This is a genomic window from Aeromonas sp. Lyrl_2 (genome assembly GCF_051948815.1).
Classification (GTDB): Bacteria; Pseudomonadota; Gammaproteobacteria; order Enterobacterales; family Aeromonadaceae; genus Aeromonas; species Aeromonas veronii.
On the sequence record NZ_JAYJLJ010000002.1, the window covers coordinates 177,643 to 198,835 of the forward strand.

General features: G+C 58.1%; 18 protein-coding genes. 10 read left to right on the forward strand and 8 right to left on the reverse strand.

The window, feature by feature from the left end; genetic code table 11:
- Positions 1–23 precede the first annotated feature (23 nt).
- The 4 genes from trpCF to VF684_RS02575 are packed head-to-tail and all read right to left on the reverse strand — an operon-like array spanning position 24 to position 4,812.
- Positions 24–1,532 (reverse strand): bifunctional indole-3-glycerol-phosphate synthase TrpC/phosphoribosylanthranilate isomerase TrpF, encoded by a 1,509-nt coding sequence (gene trpCF, locus VF684_RS02560; protein WP_440173739.1) that lies wholly within the window; start codon positions 1,530–1,532, stop codon positions 24–26.
- On the reverse strand, positions 1,532–2,560 hold the full coding sequence (trpD, locus tag VF684_RS02565; protein ID WP_439831186.1) for an anthranilate phosphoribosyltransferase: 1,029 nt from the start codon (positions 2,558–2,560) through the stop codon (positions 1,532–1,534). Before trpD ends, trpCF begins: the two co-directional genes overlap by 1 nt.
- Positions 2,561–2,570: 10 nt before the next feature.
- Positions 2,571–3,185, reverse strand: coding sequence for an aminodeoxychorismate/anthranilate synthase component II (locus VF684_RS02570; protein WP_100646427.1), 615 nt, complete (start codon positions 3,183–3,185; stop codon positions 2,571–2,573).
- Entirely contained in the window at positions 3,178–4,812 is a 1,635-nt protein-coding gene (locus tag VF684_RS02575; RefSeq protein ID WP_440173642.1) for an anthranilate synthase component 1, read from the reverse strand. The genes VF684_RS02570 and VF684_RS02575 overlap by 8 nt, the downstream gene beginning before the upstream one ends.
- 435 nt (positions 4,813–5,247) lie before the next feature.
- On the opposite strand from VF684_RS02575, the gene rnm reads away from it, so the two are divergent.
- The 6 genes from rnm to tesB all read left to right on the forward strand — a co-directional run bounded on the left by rnm (position 5,248) and on the right by tesB (position 10,431).
- Positions 5,248–6,129: an RNase RNM gene (gene rnm, locus VF684_RS02580; RefSeq protein ID WP_440173644.1), complete on the forward strand. Its 882-nt coding sequence runs from the start codon at positions 5,248–5,250 to the stop codon at positions 6,127–6,129.
- 106 nt (positions 6,130–6,235) lie between these two features.
- Positions 6,236–6,856: an L-threonylcarbamoyladenylate synthase gene (locus VF684_RS02585; RefSeq protein ID WP_005338129.1), complete on the forward strand. Its 621-nt coding sequence runs from the start codon at positions 6,236–6,238 to the stop codon at positions 6,854–6,856.
- Positions 6,849–7,718: a segregation and condensation protein A gene (locus VF684_RS02590; RefSeq protein ID WP_160880718.1), complete on the forward strand. Its 870-nt coding sequence runs from the start codon at positions 6,849–6,851 to the stop codon at positions 7,716–7,718. The genes VF684_RS02585 and VF684_RS02590 overlap by 8 nt, the downstream gene beginning before the upstream one ends.
- Entirely contained in the window at positions 7,702–8,274 is a 573-nt protein-coding gene (gene scpB, locus VF684_RS02595; protein WP_005350230.1) for an SMC-Scp complex subunit ScpB, read from the forward strand. The genes VF684_RS02590 and scpB overlap by 17 nt, the downstream gene beginning before the upstream one ends.
- 134 nt (positions 8,275–8,408) lie before the next feature.
- Positions 8,409–9,332 carry a 23S rRNA pseudouridine(2605) synthase RluB gene (gene rluB, locus VF684_RS02600; protein ID WP_005347347.1) on the forward strand — a complete coding sequence of 308 codons (924 nt, stop codon included), beginning with the start codon at positions 8,409–8,411 and terminating at the stop codon, positions 9,330–9,332.
- A gap of 232 nt (positions 9,333–9,564) precedes the next feature.
- Complete coding sequence (tesB, locus tag VF684_RS02605) at positions 9,565–10,431, forward strand: acyl-CoA thioesterase II (protein ID WP_005338122.1); 867 nt, start codon at positions 9,565–9,567, stop codon at positions 10,429–10,431.
- Between the two features lie 78 nt (positions 10,432–10,509).
- Here the strand turns inward: tesB and aceK are convergent, their stop codons facing one another.
- Positions 10,510–12,237 (reverse strand): bifunctional isocitrate dehydrogenase kinase/phosphatase, encoded by a 1,728-nt coding sequence (gene aceK, locus VF684_RS02610; protein ID WP_058059117.1) that lies wholly within the window; start codon positions 12,235–12,237, stop codon positions 10,510–10,512.
- A gap of 206 nt (positions 12,238–12,443) precedes the next feature.
- Between aceK and VF684_RS02615 the strand changes: the two genes are divergently transcribed.
- The 4 genes from VF684_RS02615 to thrC all read left to right on the forward strand — a co-directional run bounded on the left by VF684_RS02615 (position 12,444) and on the right by thrC (position 18,130).
- The gene (locus VF684_RS02615) at positions 12,444–13,151 is read left to right on the forward strand and encodes a tRNA/rRNA methyltransferase (RefSeq protein ID WP_139442019.1); all 708 of its coding nucleotides are present in this window, start codon (positions 12,444–12,446) and stop codon (positions 13,149–13,151) included.
- 250 nt (positions 13,152–13,401) lie between these two features.
- Complete coding sequence (gene thrA, locus VF684_RS02620) at positions 13,402–15,861, forward strand: bifunctional aspartate kinase/homoserine dehydrogenase I (protein WP_440173648.1); 2,460 nt, start codon at positions 13,402–13,404, stop codon at positions 15,859–15,861.
- 2 nt (positions 15,862–15,863) lie between these two features.
- Entirely contained in the window at positions 15,864–16,859 is a 996-nt protein-coding gene (thrB, locus tag VF684_RS02625; RefSeq protein WP_335847952.1) for a homoserine kinase, read from the forward strand.
- Positions 16,856–18,130: a threonine synthase gene (gene thrC, locus VF684_RS02630; RefSeq protein ID WP_440173651.1), complete on the forward strand. Its 1,275-nt coding sequence runs from the start codon at positions 16,856–16,858 to the stop codon at positions 18,128–18,130. Before thrB ends, thrC begins: the two co-directional genes overlap by 4 nt.
- Before the next feature lie 209 nt (positions 18,131–18,339).
- Here thrC and VF684_RS02635 read toward each other — a convergent pair whose 3' ends face one another.
- The 3 genes from VF684_RS02635 to VF684_RS02645 are packed head-to-tail and all read right to left on the reverse strand — an operon-like array spanning position 18,340 to position 20,636.
- Positions 18,340–18,987 (reverse strand): hypothetical protein, encoded by a 648-nt coding sequence (locus VF684_RS02635; protein ID WP_335841488.1) that lies wholly within the window; start codon positions 18,985–18,987, stop codon positions 18,340–18,342.
- Positions 18,974–19,420, reverse strand: a complete 447-nt coding sequence (locus tag VF684_RS02640) for an STAS-like domain-containing protein (protein WP_101531749.1) — start codon at positions 19,418–19,420, stop codon at positions 18,974–18,976. Before VF684_RS02640 ends, VF684_RS02635 begins: the two co-directional genes overlap by 14 nt.
- Before the next feature lie 13 nt (positions 19,421–19,433).
- Entirely contained in the window at positions 19,434–20,636 is a 1,203-nt protein-coding gene (locus tag VF684_RS02645; protein WP_335841489.1) for a hypothetical protein, read from the reverse strand.
- Positions 20,637–21,193 lie beyond the last annotated feature (557 nt).

The window sequence follows — 21,193 nt, forward strand, 5'->3', positions numbered from 1 at the left end:
TCGAAACGTCAAAAAGGGTTGCGTTACAGGTTGCGCAGTGCGCCGAAGGCGGCTGCAATCTTGTGCGCATCCTTCTGGCCCGGGGCACTCTCCACCCCGGAGTTGAAATCAAGGCCGAGGCAGCCCACTTGTGCCGCTTGCAGGGCGTTGTCGGGATTAAGGCCGCCCGCCAGCATCAGCTTGGCTTTATCGAGATCTGCCAGCAGGGCCCAGTCGAACGCCTGACCGGTGCCACCGCTCTGGCTGCCTACTTTCGTATCCAGCAGCAGGCGATCGGCCGGATAGTCGAGGGCGGGCAGCGGTTCGCCGCTTTCTTTGCCGAGAGAGACGCCTACGGCCTTCCAGATCTGGCAGCCAGTCGGCAGCAGTGGGCGCAGGGTGCCGATATAGGCGGCATCTTCATCGCCGTGCAGCTGTACCGCGGCTAGCCCCAGCGCATCCACCGTCTTGGCGATGGTGGCGGGCTGGGCGTTGCGAAATACCCCGACATAGGAGAGCGGTGCACCCGCCATCACGGCGCGGGCGGCGGGGATGTCCACATAGCGCGGGCTTTTGGCCACAAAAATCAGACCGCCAAACACCGCGCCCGCCTGATGGGCGGCGGCGGCATCCTCGGCGCGGGTGAGACCGCACACCTTGTTCTGGCCCAGTATCAGCTTGCGTACAGCCGCTTCCAGATCCGGCTCGGCCATCAATGACGAGCCCACCAGAAAGCCCTTGGCGTGGTGGCGCAGATCTGCCACCTGAGTGCGGTGATTGATGCCGGATTCGCTGATCACCACCCGATCGCTCGGAATATCTTTAGCCAGCTGTTTGGTGCGGTTGAGATCGACGCTCAAGTCGCGCAGATCCCGGTTGTTGATGCCAATGACCGGTGCGCCCAACGCGATGGCCCGGGTCAGCTCCTCTTCGTTGCTCACCTCGGTGAGTACGCCAAGGCCCAGCTCTTTGGCGACCGCGAACAGGACGCGATAGCCTTCGTCGGTGAGCACCGAGAGCATCAGCAGGATGGCGTCAGCCTGATAGTGGCGGGCCAGATAGACCTGATAGGGGTCAATCATGAAATCCTTGCAGAGCACCGGCTGCGATACGCGGCTGCGCACCCGCGGCAGGAAGGCAAAATCCCCCTGAAAGAACTTCTCGTCGGTCAGCACCGAGATGGCGGTGGCGTATTTGCCATAGATGTCGGCGATGTCCTCCGGGCTGAAATCGTCGCGGATCAACCCCTTGGAGGGGGAGGCCTTCTTGCACTCCAGAATAAAGCGGGTGGAGCCCGCCTTGAGCGCCCCGACGAAATCCCGATCGCTTGGGGTCAGCGCGCTCTGGAAGCTCGCCAGCGGTTGGGCCAGCTTGCGGGCGGCAACCCACTCCTGTTTGGCCGCCACGATCTTGCCGAGAATGGTCTGGCTGATGGAGGCCATGTTCAGAAATGCATGGGGGGCAATAAGGTCTGACATCTCGTTATCCTTGCGAAACTGGCTCTTGCCCTGTGGGCGTTCTGAATGACTGCTGTGCAATGTGGTGGCTGACATCATGCCTCCTGATGGCCCGCTTCCTGATGGCTCAAAGTGGCGAGCCGGGCGGCGAGCTCCGCTGCCTTGCCGCTCGCCAGCACCGCCAGCACCTCGGCCGCCGCGCTCTTGAGATCGGTCGCCTTGCCCGCCATCAGCAGCAGTGGCGCCACGTTGGCGGCGATGGCGGCGTTGTGGGCCGGGGTACCACGCCCTTCCAGAATGGCGGCGGTGATGGCGCGGTTCTCTTCCGGTTCCCCACCCTGAATGGCGCTGACCGGATAGGTCTCCAGGCCAAAGTCAGCCGGGGTGATCATAAATTCACGGATCTCGCCGTCACGGATCTGGGCCACCTGGGTCGGGCCGTGGATGGCAATCTCGTCGAGCCCGGCGCCGTGAACCACCATACCGGTTTTCAGCCCCAGTGCCAGCAGGGTTTCTGCGATGGGACGCACCAGCTCGGGGGCATAGACCCCCATCAGCTGATAGGTGGGGCGAGCGGGGTTGATAAGCGGCCCCAGCACGTTGAACAGGGTGCGGGTCTTGAGGGCTTGGCGCACCGGCATGGCGTGGCGCACGCCGGCGTGATACTGGGGGGCGAACAGGAAGCAGATGCCGAGCTCGTCCAGACAGCGGCGCGCCTGCGCCGGGCTCATGTCGAGCTTGATGCCCATTTTGTCCAGCAGATCGCTCGAACCCGACTTGCTCGAGACCGAACGGTTGCCGTGCTTGGCCACTTTCAGGCCGCAGGCGGCAGCGACCAGCGCCGAGGTGGTGGAGACGTTGATGGTGTTGAGGCCATCGCCCCCGGTGCCGACGATGTCGCAAAACTCGTAATCCGGACGCGGGAAGTCGCGCGCTTCTGCCAAGAGAGCCTCGGCGGCGCCGGCGATCTCCTCCGGGGTCTCTCCCTTGATCTTGAGGGCAGTCAGCAGGCTTGCGAGCACGATGGGATCCACTTCGCCACGAACCACCTGACCGAAGGCGTCGCGGGTACTTTCACGGCTCAGAGACTGACCCTGATAGAGGGTGTTGAGATGATGATGCATAGGGTCTTCCTTACCGCGCGCCGCGTGTCGAAAAAATGCTTTCTGGACGGGTGATATGGGCGAGCGCCTGAGTCAGCAGACGGGCCCCTTCCGAGGTCATGATGGATTCCGGGTGGAACTGGAAGCCCAGCACCCGCTCATCCTGCTGCTCGATGGCCATGGGCATCCCCTGATAGTGGGCAATCACCGTCAGCTCTTCCGGTACATAGGTAGCGACCAGCGAGTGGTAACGGGCTACCGGCAGCGGGCTCGGCAGACCGGCGAAGGCGCCGTGGCCGTTGTGTTCAATCAGGGAACGCTTGCCGTGGACGATCTCGCCCGCCGCGCCGACGGTGCCGCCGTAGGCTTCGCACAGAGCCTGATGGCCGAGGCAGATACCGAGGATGGGCACCTGACCGCGGGCCAGTTTGATCAGATCAATCAGGCAACCCGCTTCGTGGGGGGCACCCGGGCCCGGTGAGAGCACCAGCACGGCGTCCCCTTCGCAGGCGGCGATCTCGCTCATGATGCGGCTGGCCGGCAGGCTGTTGCGGTAGATCCGCACCGGATAGCCGAGGGAGCGGAACTGGTCGACGAGGTTGTAGGTAAATGAATCGAAGTTGTCGAGCAGGAAGATATTAGTCATGGCTCACGTCCTTATGTTGCTCCTGCTGGGCGCTCAGGGCTTGCAGAGAGGTGCCATGGCTGGCAGCGATGGCGGCCAGCACGGCGGCCGCCTTGGCGCGGGTTTCGTCCGCTTCGGCTTGCGGCTTGGAGTCATAGACCACCCCGGCACCGGCCTGTACGTGGGCCACGCCCTCTTTGACAAAGGCGGAGCGAATGACGATGCAGGTATCCATCTCGCCGGCGCCGTTGATGTAGCCGACCGCGCCGCCGTAGCTGCCGCGGCGCTTGCCTTCCACCATGCGAATAAGCTCGCTGGCGCGGATCTTGGGGGCGCCGGTGAGGGTGCCCATGTTCATGCAGGCCTGATAGGCGTGCAGGGCGTCAAGGTCGGCGCGCAGGGTGCCGACCACCTTGGAGACCAGATGCATCACGTGGCTGTAGCGATCCACTTTCAGCAGCTCCTTGACGTAGCGGGTACCCGGCTCCGAAATGCGAGCGATGTCGTTGCGGCCCAGATCCACCAGCATCAGGTGTTCGGCCACCTCTTTCTCGTCCTGACGCAGCTCCAGCTCGATACGGCCGTCGAGATCCCGGTTGATGCTGCCATCGGGGTTGAAGCCGCGGCGGCGGGTACCGGCGATGGGGTACATCTCCACATCGCGGCTGGCGGCGCAGAATTTCACCGCGCTCTCGGGGGAGGCGCCAAACAGGGTGAAGCCCTCATCCTGCACGTAAAACATGTAGGGGCTGGGGTTGGTCTGCTTGAGGCGGCGATAGGCGGCCAGGGGGCTCGGGCAGGGCAGGGAGAAGCAGCGGGACGGCACCACCTGGAAGATGTCGCCACGGCGGATAAAGCCCTTGAGCTTCTCCACCTCGGCGCAGAACTGCTTGTCGCTCTTGTCCACGCTCATGCCACCGGTCAGGGGCTGGGGGGTCAGTTCGGCGCTTAGAGGTTGCTGGCAAATCTGTTTGAAGTCGGTGAGTCGTTCGGTCAGGCGGGTGTATCTGTCTTCCACCTGGCTCTCGTCGCTGTCGCCGCCAAAGATGCAGGCCAGCAGTTGAGTGGTGCGCTCGATATGGTCGATGGTGATCAGGGTCTCGGCCACGTAGAAGCAGTAGTCGGGGCAGCTGTTGCTCCCCTCCGGCACTTCAGGCAGCTCTTCAAATGAGGCGATGAGGTCATAGGCAAAGCTGCCCGCCATAAAGAGAGCCTCTTTACCCAACTGGCAATCGAGCTCCCGCTGCAGGGTGCGCAGCACGTCCAGCACGCTGCTCCCCTTGAGGCGGGAATCTTCGTCCAGCTCCCGATCGGAGGCCGGGAAGCCGAGCTGCAGCTCGCCATCTACCAGCGAGCGGGTCACCACCGCAGGCAGCCGCTCGGCCAGCAGGCTCTGCAACTGGGCGCCGTTGTCGTTCAGGCTGCGAACCTGCACGGTGCGACCACGGCACTCGATGCGCAGGCAGGCGTCTACCAGCAGCAGGCTCTGCTTGCCCGCCTTGGAGTCGATCTCCACCGATTCCAGCAGCAGGTTGTTGGGGCGGCCCTGACAGAGACGGGTATAGAGCGCCAGCGGATCGGCCACATAGGGGGCGTTGAGCTTGAGGGTATCGAATTCACCCAGAGGAAGGCGATGTGTGGCTGTCATAGTGCGTTCCCTTGCGTGTGATGCGTGTTACCGATGTTCATGACGTTGAATTCCTTGAAAATTTAATTGGTCCGGGGTGGCTGGCTCAGGGGCGCCATCGCCAGGTCAGCTTGCTTGTCTGAATTCTCGGTTTCATCACAGGTCCATTTGCCGGATAATAAAAAAGCCCGCTGGGGTCAGCGGGCTTTTCTTTGGGTTCTTAATTTGCTGTCAGATTACAGGTACAGCAACGACCACACGCCCGCATGTCAGGGAGTGTGCCACCACCAGATGGTCAGGATGGAAGTCGTTTGCATGATAAAGTCCTGTAAAAAGATGTTTGCAATGAAGTGCCTACAGAAAACGATAAAGCCGCGGCCAAGTCAAGTCGCTTTTTAGCCTTCTTTCACCGATTTGCCATGAATGGTGACCTGACCACGAGAGCGGAATAACCTGATGAGATTCGATCTTCACTGCCATACCACTGCCTCCGATGGGGTGCTGAGCCCTGCCGAACTGGTGCGCCGCGCCGCCGAAAAACAGGTCGAGGTGTTAGCAGTTACTGACCACGACACCCTCGCCGGGCTTGATGAGGTGCGCCGCACCATCGAAGCCGAGCAACTGCCGCTGCGACTGGTGAGCGGGGTCGAGATCTCCACCGGCTGGGAGCATCACGAAATTCATATCGTGGCGCTGGGGGTGGATGAAAAAAATCTGCAGCTGACCGACTTTCTGGCCGGTCAGCTGGCCCGTCGCGAGGCGCGTGCACTGGAAATCGGGCGTCGTCTGGAGAAGTGCCTCATCCCCGGCACCTATGAAGAGGCCAAGGCGCTCGCCGGTGACGCTGCCGTGACCCGCGCCCACTTTGCCCGGGTGCTGGTGGCACGCGGGGTGGCCGACAATATGCAGAAGGTATTCAAAAAGTACCTGAGCCGTGGCAATAAAGGCTATGCCCCGGCCGAGTGGCCCGAGATGAGCGAAGCTATCGCGGCCATTCATGCCGCCGGTGGGCTGGCGGTGCTGGCCCACCCCAGCCGTTACGATCTCACCGCCAAGTGGATCAAGCGGCTGCTGGTGGCCTTCAAGGCGGCCGGTGGCGATGCCATGGAAGTCTCATTGCCTCAGCAGAGCCCGCAGGAGCGGGCCAATCTGGGCCAGTGGGCCAAGGATCACGACCTCTATATCTCGGTGGGATCGGATTTTCACTTCCCCTCCAACTGGACCGAGTTGGGCCGCCACCTCTGGCTGCCCAAAGAGGGGATGCCCGTCTGGCTTGCCTATCCCGGTCACTTTGGGCTCACCACCGAGCAACATGCCGAGCTGCTGGCGAGCCGGTAACGGCGCCAGCGAAGCAGCCACAAACAGGTTAAGGTAGTGTCATGGGTCTTTGACCCGTGACCATACGAGCGGGCAGGTATTGCTGCCCCCATTGCGAGAACAAGCTATGAGTCAGCATTTTTACGTACATCCGGAAAACCCCCAGGCCCGTCTGATCGGTCAGGCGGTACAGATCATCCAGAACGGCGGCGTTATCGTCTATCCGACCGACTCCGGTTATGCGCTGGGTTGCCAGATGGGTGACAAGGGCGCGCTGGAGCGCATCTGCCGCATCCGTCGCCTCGACGCCAACCACGACTTCACCCTGGTGTGCCGCGATCTCTCCGAGATCTCCACCTACGCCAAGGTCGACAACAGCGCGTTTCGCCTGATCAAGAACAACACCCCGGGCGCCTACACCTTCATCTTCAAGGCGACCAAAGAGGTGCCGCGCCGCCTGATGAACGAGAAGAAAAAGAGCATCGGCATCCGGGTGCCGGACAACAAGATTGCCCAGGCGCTGTTGGAAGCACTCGGAGAGCCGCTGCTCTCCACCACACTGATCCTCCCGGACTCTGAAATGGCTGAGTTCGATCCGGAAGAGATCTTCGACAAGCTGGGCAAGCAGATCGATCTGGTGGTCAACGGCGGTTATCTGGGTGAGCAGCCCACCACTGTGGTCGATTTCTCTGACGACGAGCCGGTATTGCGTCGTCGCGGCGCCGGAGACCCGACTCCGTTTGAGTGATGTCGCTGAACCGGTGACAGTTCCTTCCGCCGAGACGGGGACTGGCGCCGCGCTACCCATCGCGAAAGTCCTGGGGCAGCCCTATCACGAGCTGCCTCAGGACCTGTTCATCCCGCCCGATGCGCTGGAGGTGTTCCTCGATACCTTCGAGGGGCCGCTCGATCTGCTGCTCTACCTTATCCGGCGCCAGCAGCTCGATATCCTCAACCTGCCGATCCTGCAGATCACCGCCCAGTACATGGAGTACGTGGAGCTGATGCAGGGGCTCAACCTTGAGCTGGCGGCCGAATACCTGCTGATGGCGGCCTGGCTCGCGGAGATCAAATCCCGCCTGCTGCTGCCCAAGGCGCCGGAGCTGGAGGACGAAGAGGAGGGGGAAGATCCCCGTGTTACTCTTATTCGCCGCCTGCAGGAGTACGAGCGCTATAAGGTAGGGGCGGAGCGGGTCAATGAGCTGCCACGGGTGGAGCGGGAGATTTATATCGCCGCGGCCTTGCCCCCCGATTTTGGCGCCCTCAAGCCACTGGCGCCCGATGTTTCGCTGGTTGAGCTCGCCCTTTACATGCAAAGTGTGGTAAAACGCGCGACTCATTTTGAGCATCACCAGATCCGCCGCGAACAGATCCCGACCCGGGTGCGCATGGCGGAGATCCTCGCCATGCTCACGCTGGGGCAGACCCTGCGCCTTGAGCAGGTGCTGCGCGCCGAAGAGGGGCGCATGGGGGTACTGGTGACGTTTCTGGCCCTGCTGGAGTTGTGCAAGGAACAACTGATCTGGATCCTGCAGGCAGAACCCCTTGGCCCAATCCATTTCGCATTGGCCGAGCAGAGCGAGGAGGGCAACCGTGGCGCTGCCCACTGAACGACTCAAGACCCTGATCGAAGCGGCGCTGTTTGTGGCCGGTCGTCCGCTCAATGTCAGCGAACTGAAAAGCAGCGTGCTGGCGGATTATCCGGTGACCAGTCGCTATGTTCAGCTGCTGTTGGCCGAGATCAGGCAAGATTACAGCTCGCGAGGCGTCGAACTCAAAGAGGTCGCCTCCGGCTGGCGCTTTCAGGCGCGTCAGGAGTATGCCGAGGAGCTCTCAAGGCTCTGGAGCGAGCGGGCGCCGCGTTATTCGCGCGCCGTGATGGAGACGCTGACCCTGATCGCCTATCGCCAACCCATCACCCGGGCCGAGATAGAAGCGATCCGCGGGGTGGCGGTGTCGAGCCAGATAGTGAATACCCTGAAAGAGCGTGGCTGGGTGCGCAGCATTGGCCACAAAGAGGTGGCAGGTCGCCCCGAGCTGCTCGCCACCACCAGAGAGTTTCTGGATTACTTTAATCTGCAGAGTCTGGAGCAGCTCCCCGAGCTGGATCCGGAGCTGCAACCCCTGTTGCCCTCTGCGGTGGACGGGGAGAGCGATGCCCGGTGAATGGCGCCCAAGTGTACCGATTTCACCGAGATATACATTTTTCAACTGTGGCGAGTGCTCCAACCGGCGTTTGTTACAGTTAACCCCGTTGCCCCTTTCACCAGTGGGCAGCGATCAACAATCAGGTAACCCCGATGAGTGAAAAACTGCAAAAAGTGTTGGCCCGCGCGGGTCACGGCTCCCGTCGTGAGATGGAGGCCCTGATCACCGCAGGTCGGGTCAGTGTGGATGGCAAGGTCGCCACACTGGGGGATCGCGTCGAAGTGAACGCCGTGATCCGGGTGGATGGTCACCAGGTCAAGACCCGTGCCGCAGAGGAAGTGATCTGCCGCGTACTGGCTTACCACAAGCCGGAAGGGGAGATGTGTACCCGTCACGATCCGGAAGGTCGTCCCACCGTGTTTGATCGTCTGCCCAAGATGGAAGGGGCCCGCTGGATTGCGGTCGGCCGCCTCGACGTCAACACCTCAGGTCTGCTGCTGTTCACTACCGACGGTGAGCTGGCCAACCGTCTGATGCACCCGAGCCACGAAGTGGAGCGGGAATACGCGGTACGTGTCTTTGGCGAAATCACCGAAGCCATGCTGCAGCGTCTGCGCAAGGGCGTGCAACTGGAAGATGGCACCGCCAAGTTCAACAAGATCAAACCGGCTGGCGGTGAGGGTCTGAACCAGTGGTTCAACGTCACCCTGACCGAAGGACGCAACCGTGAAGTGCGCCGCCTGTGGGAATCCCAGGAAGTGCAGGTGAGCCGCCTGATGCGGATCCGCTACGGCGACGTCAAGCTGGACCGCGGCATCCCGCGCGGCGGCTGGCAAGAGCTGAAACTGCCGGAAGTGAACTACCTGCGCGGTCTGGTCAACCTGCCGCCGGAGACCGAATCCAAGGTCGATCTGCAGCAGGATGGCAAAACCAGCCGTCACAAGCAGGCCGCCCAGATCCGTCGCGCCGTACAGCGTCACAAAGAGATGCAGGGCAAAGAGCCCCGTGCCCGCGCCACCACCGCCCGTCGCAAGCCGCAAGCCTCTACCCGCAATTCCGGTACCGGCAGCAAGTAAGCCGACAACCCGTTGCGAACTGCGTGCTCGTCAAAGAGCGCGCAGTCGGCCAAGCAAAGGCCCGCACCAACTGGTGCGGGCCTTTTTGTATCAACCCCCCTGGCTGGTAAAAGGGGGGTTGGTGAGAAATTGAGGGGAATTTCTGTCGTCTGTTTGCCCGCAGACTCGCCGCTGCGGTTGCTCTGCTCCGGTGAGCTTGTTAGCCTGTGCGGCTCTGATAGAGGAGTGAACGATGAGCAAGGTACTTGATGAGCTGCTGGCGTTGCTGGCGCTGGAAAAAATCGAGGAGGGCCTGTTTCGGGGCCAGAGCCAGGATCTCGGTCTGCGGGCCGTGTTTGGTGGACAGGTAATGGGGCAGGCCTTGTCAGCCGCCAAGCAGACGGTCGAGACCGGCCGTCAGGTTCACAGTTTTCACTCCTACTTCCTGCGTCCGGGGGATGTGACCCGTCCCATCGTCTATGACGTGGAGAATATCCGTGACGGCCAGACCGTCTCCACCCGCCGGGTCAAGGCGATTCAGGGCGGCAAGCCCATTTTCTATCTCAACGCCTCGTTTCAGGTGCCGGCCGACGGCTTCGAGCATCAGGCGCAGATGCCCACCGGCATCACCCCGCCGGAAGAGCTCAAGAGCGAGCTTGAGCTGGTGCGCCCCTACGAGAACCTGATCCCGGCTTCCCTGCGGGACAAGATCCTCTGCGAGCAGCCCATCGAGATGCGCCCGGTGACCCTGGTCGACCCTATTCGGCCGACGGTGCAGGACCCGGTGCGTCACGTCTGGTTCAAGGCCAACGGTCAGATGCCGGACGATCTGCGGGTGCACAAATACCTGCTGGCCTACGCCTCCGACTTCAACTTCCTGCTCACCTCGCTGCAGCCGCACGGGGTGTCGTACTGGGAGCCGGATATGCAGGTGGCCACCATCGATCACTCCATGTGGTTCCACCGGGATTTCCGCTTCGACGACTGGCTGCTCTACGTGGTAGACAGCCCGAGCGCCAGCAGCGGTCGCGGTCTGGTGCGCGGTCAGTTCTTTACCCGTGACGGCGTGCTGGTGGCGAGCACCATGCAGGAGGGGGTGATCCGCCGTCGCGGCAGTTAAGGCGCAAAGCGGATAGCAAAACGGGGTGGCACTGGCCACCCCGTTTTCGTTGCTGCGATGTGCGCGGGCGCTGCGGGATCAGCCGCCGCGCTGGTACTTGAAGCGCTTCTTGCGCCGGTAGGGATAGACATCCTCGAACACCCCCACCTTGATGTTGCTCTGCAGCATCTTCCAGTAGTTGGCGTCGAACATCTCCTTGTGCAGTTGCAGCATGATCTCCCGCACCTGCGGCTTTTGCAGCAGGAAGGTGGCGAACTCCTCGGGGAAGATGTCGTTGGGGGCCACCGAATACCAGGGTTCGGCGCTCCACTCATCCTCGGGGTAGCGAGGCGGCGGGATCTGGCGGAAGTTGCACTCCGTCATGTAGCAGATCTCGTCGTAGTCGTAGAACACCACCCGGCCGTGACGGGTGACGCCAAAGTTCTTGAACAGCATGTCCCCCGGGAAGATGTTGGCCGCCGCCAGCTGCTTGATGGCGTTGCCGTACTCCTCCAGCGCGAGGCGGGTCTGCTGCTCGTCCGCCTTGTCCAGATAGAGGTTGAGGGGGATCATCTTGCGCTCGGTGTAGAGGTGCTTGATCACCAGCTTGTCGTCACTGATGGTGAGGGCCGAGGGTGCCACCGTCTTGAGCTCGGCAAGGAGCTCGGGCGAGATGCGGTCCAGCGGAAACTCGAAGTTGGTGAACTCCTGGGTATCGGCCATCCGGCCAACCCGATCGTGCTGTTTAACCAGCCGGTACTTTGCTTTCACCTGCTCGTGGCTCACATCCTTCGGGGGAGTGAACTCGTCTTTTATCACCTTGAACACCACATCGTAGGAGGGGAGGGTGAACACGCTCATCACCATCCCCTTGATGCCGGGAGCGATGATGAACTGATCCCGACTCTGTGCCAGATGGTGGCGGTAGTGGCGATAGAGCTCGGTCTTGCCATGTTTTTGGCAGCCGATGGCGTTGTAGATCTCGTAATCGGGCTTGTGGGGCATGATCTGGCGCAGGAAGGCGACAAACAGCGCCGGTTCGCGGGCATAGACCATGAAATAGGCGCGGGCGAAACCAAACACGATGGAGGCGAGATCCGGCTCGAAGATGACGGTATCCACATAGATGCTGTGGCCGGTGCTGAGCAGGGGCAGGATAAACGGGAAGACCTGATCCCGGGCCCGGATCAGCCCCACCAGATAGGCCCCCTTGTTGCGGTAGAACACCTCTTTGAGCAGCTCGATGGCAAAGGGCTCATCATGGAGGATTTGTGGGCCGTTCTCCGCAAGATGGCGGTGGATGTCGACAATATCCCGCTGCTTGTCCTCGTAGGGGAGGGTGAAGCTGTAATCTCCCAAAAGTTGGCTCAGGGTCTGCGGCAAGTGGGCCAGATCGGTGCGATAGATCCGCAGCAGGGCGCTCAGGTCCGGTTTTTCGCCACGGCTGACAAAGGGGTGGATATAGAGGTTCTCGTCGCGGATATTGCGATGGCGAAAGATCCGGCGATAGACGGAGTTGAAGAAGGACTCCGCCACCTCGAAGTTGTCACAACGGGGCAGCAGATCGCTGAAGGCACTTTTGACCCGCTTGAGCAGCTCCTGAGTGGCGTGGTGCTCCCCCATCATCTGGCGAATGGAGCTGGCGGTGGCCCCCACATGGTGGTCATAGAGGCGAATACGCTCGCGCCCGGCGAGCTGTACCCCCAGCCAGTCACTGTTCTCGAAGCGGCTCTTGCTGCCCTGGGTTATCTCGAGAAACCGGCTGTAAAACGACTCGAAGCGTTGCAGGATAGTCTCGGCGACGGCCTGTTCCAATGGCTGCTGCATCTCTCTCTTCCTTGTGATCTGTCGGGCCGATAGCGCGAAGGATTGGGTGTAATTTGTTCACACGTCAGGCCACTATCGCAACATTCAAACGTCTGTTCAAGTGGCAATTTTCGGGGATAAACGGTAGATTGCGCCCCTGTTTTGGTGATGGTTTAGCGACTGTTTGCTGTCTGTTTGAGAGGCCGTCCGGCCTGTGAGGAAACCCGATGAAGCTCTATTTTGTCCTGGTGGCACCTGCCCGACCTGCGAATGTGGGGGCGGCTGCCCGCGCCATGAAAACCATGGGATTCGATGCCATGCGACTGGTGGCGAGCCGGGTACACGAAGAGGAGGAGGCGAGCTGGGTGGCCCACGGCGCCCAGGAGATCCTGACTCAGGCCGAAGCGTTCGAGACTTTGCCCGAGGCGCTGGCCGACATGGATCTGGTGATCGCCACCACCGCCCGTGAGCGCGGTCGTTACCAGCACTACCTCACCCCGGGGGAGATCCGCGAGCAGATCCGCAGCAAGCCTTCCCTCGACAAGGTGGCCATCGTTTTTGGCTGCGAGGAGTCGGGGCTCTCCAACGAGCAGCTGGCCGAGGTCGATCTCATCAGCTATCTGCCCCTCAAGGTGAGCTACCCCTCCCTCAATCTGGGGCAGGCGATCATGCTCTACGCCTACGAGATGAGTCAGCTGATGGATGAGCTGAACGCCGACGGCGGCGCTGCGGTAGCAGAAAATTTTGATAACGCCGGGCAGGTTCGGGTGCTGAAAAGCAAAACAGCAGAATTGCTGGGTGAACTCGGAGTTTCGCAGGATGAAAAACTGCATCAATGGGTGATGGACCGGGTGCCCATGCTGCCGCAGCGGGATTTGAACATGCTCCACCTGCTCTGCAAAGACCTTGCGCGCAAACTTGGCAAAGAGGTTTAAGTTGACAGCCCATCGCCCGGCGCGGTATTGCTAAAAGCCAGCTTCGTCAACGAGTGTTCGTCATGCAGTTATTCACCAACGTCATCACCACCACCATTATTACCGGTACCACCACAGGTGGCACTGGGGCCGGTTGATGCGCTGACGAACAAGCACAGAAATCAGAAAAGGCCCGTACCCACCCAGTACGGGCCTTTTTGTTGGATTGGTTTTTAGATTGAATTTCATAGATTTACAGGGAGAGAAAGCGATGAGAGTGTTGAAATTTGGCGGGTCTTCACTGGCCGATGCAGAGCGTTTTTTACGGGTGGCCGATATCGCGGTCAACACCCACGGCCAATCTCAGGTAGCCCTGGTGCTCTCTGCACCTGCCAAGGTGACCAATCATCTGGTGGCGCTGGTCGAGCAGACCAGCCGCGGCATGGATGCCAGTTCCACCCTGTTTGAAGTCAACGGCATCTTCTCCCGTCTGCTGGCCGGGTTGAAGGCGGCCTATCCGGCGCTCGATGACAAGGCGCTGCTGGCCCGCCTCACCGCCGAGCTGGATCAGGTGGAGCGGCTGATGCAGGGCATCCGTCTGCTGGGCCTCTGCCCGGACAACGTGCAGGCACGCATTCTGAGCCGTGGCGAGAACCTCTCCATCGCCTTTATGCACGAGCTGCTGCGGGTGCGCGGTCTGGATCTGGAGCTGATCGTACCGGAAGAGCTGCTGGCCACCGACGGTGGCTATCTGGAAGCCCATGTCGATATCGAAGCCTCTCGCCTGCGCTTTGCCGCCAAGGGGCTGCGCCGCGACTGTCTTTACCTGATGCCGGGCTTTACCGGTGGCAGCGACAAGGGCGAGACTGTGCTGCTGGGCCGCAACGGCTCCGACTACTCCGCAGCCGTCTTGGCCGCCTGTGTCGATGCCGAGTGCTGCGAGATCTGGACCGATGTCGAAGGCTGCTACAGCTGTGACCCCCGTCTGGTGCCGGATGCCTACTTGCTGAAAACCCTCTCCTACAAGGAGGCGATGGAGCTCTCCTACTTCGGCGCCAAGGTGCTGCACCCGAAAACCATCGCGCCGGTGGCCCAGTTCCATATTCCCTGCCTCATCAAGAACAGCTTCAACCCGCAGGGGCCGGGCACCCTGATCGGCCCCGAGAGCGGCGACGATGACCTGAAAGTGAAGGCCATCTCGGATCTTTCCGGCATGTGCATGTTCAACGTCTCCGGCCCCGGCATGAAGGGGATGGTCGGCATGGCCGGTCGCATCTTCTCAGCCGTCTCCCGCGCCGGGGTCAGTATCGTGCTGATCACCCAGTCATCTTCCGAGTACAGCGTCAGCTTCTGTATCCACAGCTACGACAGTGAGAAGACCCGTAAGGTGCTGGAGCGCGAGTTCGAGCTGGAGTTCAAAAACCAGCTGCTGGAGCCGCTGGATATCATCAGCGATCTGGCGATCATCTCCCTCATCGGTGACGGCATGCGCACCAGCAAGGGGATGGCGGCCCGCTTCTTCACCTCGCTGGCGCAAGCCTCCATCAATATCGTCGCCATTGCGCAGGGCTCCAGCGAGCGCTCCATCTCGGCGGTAGTGCGGGATCGCAAGGTGGCGGAAGCCATCAAGGCGTGCCACCAGAACTTCTTTGGCAGCCAGCAGTTTATCGATCTGTTTGTGGTCGGTGTCGGTGGCGTCGGTGCCGCGCTGGTGGATCAGATTGCCCGCCAGCAGCCGGTACTGGCCGAGCAGGGCACTGGTCTGCGGGTAGTGGGCATCGCCAACAGTCGCCAGATGGCGGTCAACAAGGATGGCCTGAACCTCGCCAACTGGCGTGAACAGTTGGCGGAAGCCCGCGACAGCTTCTCGCTGGAAGGGGTGAAAAAGCTGGTGGAAGATAGCCACATTATCAACCCGGTGATCGTTGACTGCACCTCCTCCGAGGCGGTGGCCGTCCAGTATGCCGACTTCCTCGCCGCCGGTTTCCACGTGGTGACTCCGAACAAGAAGGCCAACACCGGCTCGCTCGATTACTACAAGGCGCTGCGTCGCACCGCCCGCCAGACTCGCCGTAAGTTCCTCTATGAAACCAACGTCGGCGCGGGCCTGCCGGTTATCGAGAACCTGCAGAACCTTATCAAGGCCGGTGACAAGCTGCGTGCTTTCGACGGCATTCTGTCCGGTTCGCTCTCCTTTATCTTCGGCAAGCTGGATGAAGGGATGGCCTTCTCTGAAGCTACCAAGATTGCCCGCAGCAACGGCTTTACCGAGCCGGATCCCCGCGACGATCTCAACGGCATGGATGTGGCGCGCAAGCTGCTCATTCTGGCTCGTGAGGCTGGCATGGCGCTGGAGCTCTCCGATGTCGAAGTCGAGCAGGCGCTGCCGCCCGGATTTGATGTGAGCGGCGATGTAGAAGCCTTTATGGCCCGCCTGCCCGAAGCGGACGGCTGGTTCCGCGACCAGTTCGCCGCGGCCCAGCGTGAAGGCAAGGTGCTGCGCTACGTGGGTTCCATCGAGGGTGGCAAGTGCAAGGTCGCCATCAAGGCGGTCGGTGGCGACGAGCCGCTGTTCAAGGTCAAAGACGGGGAGAACGCGCTCGCCTTCTTCTCCACCTACTACCAGCCAATCCCGCTGGTGCTGCGCGGCTATGGCGCCGGTACCGAAGTGACTGCCGCTGGCGTCTTTGCCGACGTGCTGCGCACCCAGAACTGGAAGCAGGAGCTATAAGCATGAGTTCAGACATGTACCCCTCTTATATGACTGAAGGCGGCAGCGTAGTCGCCTATGCACCCGCCTCCAGCGCCAACCTGAGCGTGGGATTCGATGTACTGGGGGCGGCGCTCGCCCCCGTGGATGGCTCTCTGCTCGGCGATCGGGTGCAGGTAAAAGCGGCTGACGTGCCGTTTGCGCTGTCCTCTGTGGGCCGCTACGCCCACAAGCTGCCGGACGATCCGAAAAAGAATATCCTCCATGACTGCTGGGTCGCCTATGGCGAGGCGCTGGAAAAGCGCGGCCTTAAACTCAAGCCGCTCGAAATGGTGCTGGAGAAGAACCTGCCGGTGGGCTCTGGTCTGGGTTCCAGCGCCTGCAGCGTGGTGGCGGCCCTTGAAGGGCTCAACGCCTTTCACGGCGAGCCCCTCAATGAGCACGACATGCTGCTGCTGATGGGGGAGATGGAGGGGCGCATCTCCGGCTCCGTTCACTACGACAACGTGGCCCCCTGTTATCTGGGCGGCATGCAGCTGGTGTTGGAAGAGCACGGCGTTATCAGTCAGGGCATTCCGGTGTTCGATCAGTGGTACTGGGTGGTCTGCTACCCGGGTACCGTAGTTTCGACCGCTGCCGCCCGCGCCATTCTGCCGGCCCAATATCGCCGTCAGGATTGCCTCACCTATGGCCGCCGTCTGGCTGCCTTTGTCCACGCCAGCTACACCGGACAGGAGGGATTGGCGGCGAGCGTACTGAAAGACGTGATTGCCGAACCCTACCGCGCGGCGCTGATCGAAGGCTTTGCCGAGGTGCGGGCGCAGGCGGCCCAGAACGGGGCGCTGGCTACCGGCATCTCCGGCTCCGGCCCCACCGTGTTTGTGGTGATGAAGGATCTGGCGCAGGCCGAGCGGATGAAGGATTGGATGGAAGCACATTTCGTGCAGAACGAAGATGGATTTGCCCGGGTCTGCAAACTGGACATGGCCGGGGCACGGGTAACAGGAAGCGAGCTATGAATCTCTACAACATCAAGGACAACAGCGAACAGGTGAGCTTCGCGCAGGCGGTGCGTCAGGGCTTGGGTCGCGAACAAGGGCTCTTCTTCCCCGAACAACTCGAACCGCTCGCCGATGTGGATGCCCTGCTCGATCTGCCGCTGGCCGAACGCTCTGCCCGCATCCTGAGTCACCTGCTGGGGGACGAAGTGCCCGCAGCGAAAGTGAGCGAGCTTATCAACGCCGCCTTCACCTTCCCGGCGCCGCTGGTGAAACTCAAAGATGGCACTTATGCCCTTGAGCTGTTCCACGGCCCGACCCTGGCGTTCAAGGATTTCGGCGGCCGCTTTATGGCTCAGTGTCTCGCGGCGTTTCGCACCAACGACAAGATCACCATCCTCACCGCCACCTCCGGCGACACCGGCGCCGCCGTGGCCCACGCCTTCTACGGGTTGGAGGGGATCGAGGTGGTGATCCTCTATCCCAAGGGCAAGATCAGCCCCTTGCAGGAGAAGCTCTTCTGCACCCTCGGCGGCAATATCCGCACCATCGCCATCGATGGCGACTTCGATGCCTGTCAGGCGCTGGTAAAACAGGCCTTTGACGACGAGGAGCTGAAAAAGGCCATTGGCCTCAACTCCGCCAACTCCATCAATATCAGCCGTCTGCTGGCGCAGGTTTGCTACTACTTCGAAGCGGTGGCCCAGCTGCCGAAAGCCTCCCGCGCCAAGGCGGTGATCAGCGTGCCGTCCGGCAACTTTGGCAACCTCACTGCGGGGCTGATTGCCAAGGCGCTGGGGCTGCCGGTGAAGCGCTTTATCGCCGCCACCAACGCCAACGATACCGTGCCGCGCTATCTGAAAACCGGTCAGTGGGAGCCGCACCAGACAGTAGCCACCCTGTCGAACGCCATGGATGTCAGCCGCCCCAACAACTGGCCACGGGTAGAAGAGCTCTGCCGTCGCAAGGGCTGGGCGCTGGAGACCTTAGGCTCCGGCATGCGTGACGATGCCCAGACTCGCGCTGCCCTTAAACGGCTGCATCAGCTGGATTACCTCTGTGAGCCCCACGGCGCCATAGCCTGGGATCTGCTGGGGGAACAGCTGGCCGAGGACGAAGTGGGGGTGTTCCTCTGCACCGCCCATCCCGCCAAGTTCAAGGAGTCGGTGGACGAGATCTTGCATCTCGATGTGCCGCTACCCGGCCCGCTCGCCAAGCACGCCGAGCTGCCGCTGCTTTCTGTTAATTTGCCTGCGGAGTTTGCCCGGTTAAGGGCGTTTTTGGTGGGGTAAGTAGCTGAGCTTAGATAACCGATAGAAATAAAAAAACCCGGCAACGGGTTTTTTTATGCCTTTGGGATAGGATGGATAATATGTGAGCCAATCAGGCAATAACTGGCTCAGAAAGATATGTTGCCTAGATACATTATTTCTGGTGCGTCAGTGTGAGTGATGCGAGGCTGCTATATTAGGCAGGGTTATTTGTTGTGGTAGATATAGTTTTATAGTGTTTTTTGTGAGTGCCTTAATATTACGGTCATGATTTTAGAACATTCCTTTGATATTTTTAGACACGTGTTTCGTTCTGTCTTTTTGACTGAGCTTTCAAAATTTCCACCTGTTGCAACATCGAATATTGTGGTTGTGAATGTGGATATACTTGCTTTGTCGGCGGGGTCAACTACAACGTTGGAAAGATTATCTAGGCTACTTTTAAGTACGATAAAGGTTGAGCGTATCTTAACTTCTAGTAGTTGCATCTCTTGAGCGTTTTCATTGGTTTTATTACTTATCCAATATTGCAGCGCTGCCTTTTCAAATGTTGTCAAGTGCTCTAGACATATATTTGCGTAATGAGACTTGAAGTTTTCCTTATTTAACTTTCTCCAGTATGCGATATTAAATAAAAAGGCTGCAATAGCAGCCACTAGAGCGCCTAAAACTGCAGATAAAATAGTTAGAGGATAAGAGCCGTCAGGGATTGAACTAACAGTACTGTTAATTCGTTCGAGGCTATAAAATGTAGATGGTTCTGAAAAACTATAAACCAAGCTATTACATGCCTTAGCATCTGATGACGGTATAGCTAAGGCATTGTAGTTTTGTAAAAGCTTGTCAGTGGTCGAAAGCATATGACTACTTTGTAGCATTTTTAATAAATCCTTCTACAAATGTTTTGTCGATTATGCCTTTAAATGTTTTTTCCTCAATGGCCTTGTTTTTTGTTGATATATATTTCTGTGAGTTGAATTTTGCACTTCTAATATATTCTAAGATTCTATCTTTGTAGAATGAGTAATCATCTAAGTCTTCTTCATCGACAGATAGTTCTATCTTGTTATCAACAAAGTTAGATTTAAAATAACCATATTTGATTAACCCTCCAAATGCCTCAACAAGAAATGATGAGCCATAACCTTCCACATTACGCGAAATGTTTATTGTGATTTTATCAATGCTCTTGCACTCAAGTAAAGGTCTTAAAACCTCTTCTCTAAACTCTTCGCCAGAGCCATCACCATCAGTATAATATCTACCTGATGGATCGTTATGAAACTGATTTCCAATATAAATGGTGCACATATTAACCTCGTAATTAATCATTTAGTGTCACACACCACGTTATTAGTGTACCACATAATGGCCTTGAAAAGCTTGCTGTACTAACATGCTCTTTTCCTGCTATTACGTTGCATTCGTATGCGCCATGGTAGCTCATTATGGAAAGCGAGCCTTCCGCTCGTTGCCTAATAAATTCAAGCAGGTCTTGCAGACCCTTTCCTCTATCATTTTGCCCAGTTCTAGTGCGATCTAAACTAACGGCGGCTTTTAATAAAGTCTCATGTTTTTTTTGCTCTGCAATAGATACTCCGGTTGATGCAAAATATGAGAGCACTTTTTCCCATATTTTTGAATCAGGCAAGGAGTTTGGAATTCCGACTCCTTGATCAAAAAATGAAATCATCATCTCTTTTGTATTGGTGTTATATGAACCAGTTAAATACCATGATTTATCATTTTTTTCGAAATTATCTGGGTATGCATGATGTGTAACATTAGTAACTGCTTCAGATAATCCGCTATGTAAAATTGTCCATTTTGGAACTTTTGAACCCACAAGTTCAGAAATTTGTGTTCTGAGTTCTACTTTATTTTTTCTTGCTTTTTCGCTATCGGAACAGTCACCTTTGAAGTATTTAACGAAATTGAGGTGAGAAGGCGTATTCTTTCCTGTATGTGGTTTTTTAGGTTTATTTTCAAATAGTTCAAAAAAACCTAATTGGAAAAAATTATCATATATATTTTCTTGCCATCCATCCTCTTGTGGTTTTAATCTTTTAATAATTGACGAGTCCCATTTTGATATCTCAGCTGTTAGTACAAGGGCTGCGGATGTTGAAATTTTTGTTAACTTATCAAAAATGACGGTGCCAATTTTATATGCTCTAACAGGCAATTTACAGCCTTTATAGGCGTCTAATAGTTCAACTAGCCTTCTTATTGCAGTTAATGACTGTACAGTTTTGTCATAATTACTCTCGAAATCCATTTCTTGAGGTAATTCAATGGCGATCATATTTTGTTTTTTTTGTCTTTTAGTTTTGCAATCTTTAACGGAAAGGCCATTGTTCTTTTCACTATTAATCCATGCGTTTAGTTCCTTCCACTGGATATCTCTTTTATGCTTGATGAATGAATCGTCATTTCTAAACTGCTTGTTTTTTCTTTTAAAATTGAATCGCTGCTTTAAAACTCTTCGAACATCCCGCTCTCGTTGTTTTTGAGTTATTTTTTTCATTTTGTTAAATCTCAGAGTTGTTTTTTATGTAAATTTTGCGTTAGATTTATTTGGTGCTCGCGTTAACTGAATGACGTGGGGATTTAACGCATGGGGTATTTATTTTTTTGCGTTCAGAGTGATGGTAAGTAAGTAAGTAATTATTGCTAGTCGCGCTATAGGGAAATCTGAGACACCCACCTTTTTGGGGAGGCGTAACGCTACCAAACACCACGCTACCGCCCGTGGATTACAGCTTCCAAAATGCTCCATTGACCAGCGAGGGCAGCAGCCCATCGCAGATGAATAGGCACCGGATGGCTATGTTAAGCCAGTCGAATCTGGCCGTACCAGTCAAAAAGTGATGTAAGTGTCAGTAATGACTGATTTTTTGCGCTGGCTCAATAAAAGACAGTGACCGGAGGCAGGATTCCCATGGCCCTTGATGCTATTGGGGTTGGCGGGCGTGGCAGGAAGGAATAGGGCTGGCTTGCCGCTGAGGAGGGGCTGGCGGGGGGCATCCCGCTCTGCCAATCGGCGCTATAGTGCGGGCGATGGTTGCTCTGTGCTCCGCTCCC